The organism is Sphingomonas populi (genome assembly GCF_004208535.1).
Classification (GTDB): domain Bacteria; phylum Pseudomonadota; class Alphaproteobacteria; order Sphingomonadales; family Sphingomonadaceae; genus Sphingomonas; species Sphingomonas populi.
This window is the reverse complement of the sequence record NZ_SGIS01000111.1, coordinates 1-3,087: the sequence shown is the minus strand read 5'-3', so window position 1 is coordinate 3,087 and position 3,087 is coordinate 1. Positions and strand designations below refer to the sequence as shown.

The 3,087-nt window shown below is 56.4% G+C and carries 3 protein-coding genes and 1 pseudogene; 1 reads left to right on the top strand and 3 read right to left on the bottom strand.

The features are described from left to right. On the top strand, positions 1-504 hold a 504-nt coding region (locus tag EWE75_RS24175), incomplete at its 5' end, for an integrase core domain-containing protein (protein WP_231708549.1). A gap of 317 nt (positions 505-821) precedes the next feature. On the opposite strand, the gene EWE75_RS24170 is transcribed toward EWE75_RS24175, so the two are convergent. The 3 genes and pseudogenes from EWE75_RS24170 to EWE75_RS25915 all read right to left on the bottom strand — a co-directional run. Beyond that, positions 822-1,727 (bottom strand): SDR family oxidoreductase, encoded by a 906-nt coding sequence (locus tag EWE75_RS24170; protein WP_130160578.1) that lies wholly within the window; start codon positions 1,725-1,727, stop codon positions 822-824. Between the two features lie 174 nt (positions 1,728-1,901). After that, positions 1,902-2,759: an enoyl-CoA hydratase/isomerase family protein gene (locus tag EWE75_RS24165; RefSeq protein ID WP_130160577.1), complete on the bottom strand. Its 858-nt coding sequence runs from the start codon at positions 2,757-2,759 to the stop codon at positions 1,902-1,904. Positions 2,760-2,973: 214 nt separating this feature from the next. Next, positions 2,974-3,087: pseudogene (locus EWE75_RS25915) on the bottom strand (IS630 family transposase); the annotation flags it as partial.

Genomic DNA, 3,087 nt, shown 5'->3' with positions numbered 1-3,087 from the left:
GCTCTCTCCACGGGTGTGTCGCAACTCCATGGAATGCAGAAGATGGGCAGCTGGTGCCGGGGCATGCCCCGGCACCAGCTTACCAATCACGACCCGATCGAATTTCCAGACCTCGCGTTACACAACCTTTTCCGGAGGCTCCTACTTGTGAGAAGAAGGCCCGGCCCGGATGATGGGCTGACCCATCACAGCGATCGCGGCGTTCAATACCTGGCCATGAATTACACGCAGCGCCTGGCCGACGCAAAGCTGGTGCCTTCTGTCGGCAACGTTGGTGATTCCTATGACAACGCCTTGGCCGAGACCATCAATGGCCTTTCCAAAGCCGAGGTCATCTGGCGCCAACGGTCATGGCCGAGCGCATCAGCGGTCGAGATGGCGACCCTGAACTGGGTCGAATGGTTCAACTACCATCGCCTCTTCGGCCCCATCGGGTACATCCCGCCCGCCGAGGCTGAGGCCAATTACTATGCAACCCTCGAGACCCTCGATATGGTTGCGTGACTCAAACGAAACAGCCTCCAGAAAACCCGGGGCGTGTGTGGATGCCCCCGGTTTTGCAAGGTGATTTTCGGACGTTCTGTCGGCATGGCGCTTCTATCGCTCGTGTGTCAGGCCTCTTGGTGTGGCCTGATATTCGCCACGGGCCGGTATGCAGTTCGAAGAACGAGGTCCACATCGGTTCAGAGAGCTTTGATGCTCGAGCCCCGGGACTGGTTTCCTCGTCCTGAACATTGAAGTCCTTGCCGCATAATCGTCATTCGATCTCCTTGCGAGGGCTGCAACCCTCGGTGAATCACAAGCTACTGAAACCGCTCAACTCAATTTTCGGTGGGGCTCTTAGGCTTTCCGGCAAAGATATCGGCATACGCCTTGGTCGCGAATTCCTCGAAGGTCGTAGGCCGGCGGCCCAGCAACCATTCCAGGGTGCGCGGATTGCCAACGAAATCATATTGCTTGTACCACGCCATGATCGAGCGGACGATCTTCTCCTGGTGAGAGAAATCGGCGGAGGGATCGCGGTTTTCCCACAAAGCGTCGATAAGGTTTTGAGGTGACTTTACCTCCGCCTGAACGTCCCGACCGATTACCCGGGACAGAATCTGTGCCATCCCGAGGGGAGTAATCTTGTCTGGCCCGGACAGCTCGTAAGCGGCAAAATAGTGCGTGGACCCTTCGATCAAGACTTTGAGCGCCACATCAGTCAGATCGTCCAGGGAAAGGAAGCTGTGCACCCGGTCAAGATCTTCGGAGAAGACGGGCAAGATACCTGTATGCACGGCCGGCGCGACGTGGACTTCCGGCATCATGTAATCGCATGGCCGAAGTGCGGTGTAATTAAGACCAGCCTTTACGAGGGCCAGTTCGTGATCAAGCTTGTAGCGATGCTGAATGATATCGATGAACGGCTGCAGAAGCGATAGGAGCACGACGTGGCGCACCCCCACCTTCTTGGCGGCCTCGACCATGGCGTAGCCCATCTCCAACTCTCGCGGGTGGGCGCCGGGACCTACATGATAGACTGAATCGCAACCATCGAGTGCTTCAGCATATACCTTGGGATCGCTAAGGTCGCCAACGAACACTTCTTTGGCGCCGAGACGTAGCACCTCTTCTTCTCGCTTCGCTGTCCCGCGGGCCGCACGCACGTCGAAACCAGCCGCGGCGAGCTTGGGGATGAGGATTTTGCCTTGGTGCCCAAATGCTGCAGTTACGAAAACCTTCATGAAATCTCTCCCAGAAGAACGTATCAACGCAGTGCGCCATCGCGCTGAACGGTCATATTGAGGAATATAATAGCTAAATTTGCACGACTATCAGCGGTGGTGGCCGGTTCGGACATATAGGCGACCAGCCCAGCACTGCCTAAATCTACCGCCAGAAAGTCGCCCTGATGGCACTTACGTCGCTTCGAAATAACCTGACCTGCCCGTCACAGCTTCCTCCTGCGCCTCGATAGACACGGGGCGGATGAGTGCGGCGGTGATTTCATGTGACAGGTGCATGGCGAATTCGCGCGTGAAAAGATTCTTCCAACGCTGCCGTGCCACGTTTGTCGTCAGTGCTCGCACCTCTCGTGGACGCTGCATGAAGTATCGGGCAATCGCCCAGGCCCGGTCGAGAAGATCCTCTCGCGGTACGACGTCGGTCACGAGCCCCCACTCCAAGGCCTGCTGCGCGGTAATGGGCTGGCCCAGGAACATCGCTTTGTTCGCGCGCTTCAGTCCAATTAGTTCCTGGAGAATGAGGTAGTTTCCATCACCCGGAACAAGACCGATCGTAAAGTGGGGCTCGACAAAGGTAGTGTCGGGCGTGCACAGCGTGATGTCCGCCAGAAACACCGTTTCGGCATGAAACCCAGGGCCGTTGACCGCTCCGATGACGGGGATGTTGACGTTCCAGATGAGTTCCTCGACGATTTTGGTGCCGTCGATATGAAAAGTGTCGTAGATAAAATCGGCAAAGGGCGGCGCGTGCCCTGCGTCGGCGCCATGCTCGCCACTGTTCTCCTTGTTAACGGAACGCACCCAATAGTCGCCTGTGCCGGTGAGGATCATCACCTCGTTCTGACGATCAGCTCCCACAGCACGAAACATCTGGGCGAAAGCGCGATGCATTTCGAGGCCAAAGAGCGCTTCGCCGTCATGTGTATGGACGCGGACTTCAATAATGCCGTTCTCACGCTTCATCTTGAAGAAGGGCGAGAGGCGCACCGAGTAGCTTTCAAAAGTCTCATCCTGCAGGAACGTCACCGCCATTTCATACTCCTCGACCACAAGCTTTTTTTCATTTGGCTCAACATAGAAGCCCGCTTTTTAGCGCCCCGTACCAAGCCAGCGGCGAATCTACCGGGCCGAGACCCGCTCATTAATTAACTTGCATAGAAATAAAATACATACAACAGCTATTTAGCGCAATTCTCCCCATTGAGTGACCAACGTAAGGCAGGTTCAGCCTCCCTAGTGCAGCGAGTCAGACGGAAGATGCAGGCAGTCTGGCGAGCTTGTCGAGGATTTGAGCGGCGGGCTTGGTCCAGACGAAGGGCTTTGGGTCGGCGTTGTGTTCCTTGAGGTAGCGATTGATGGC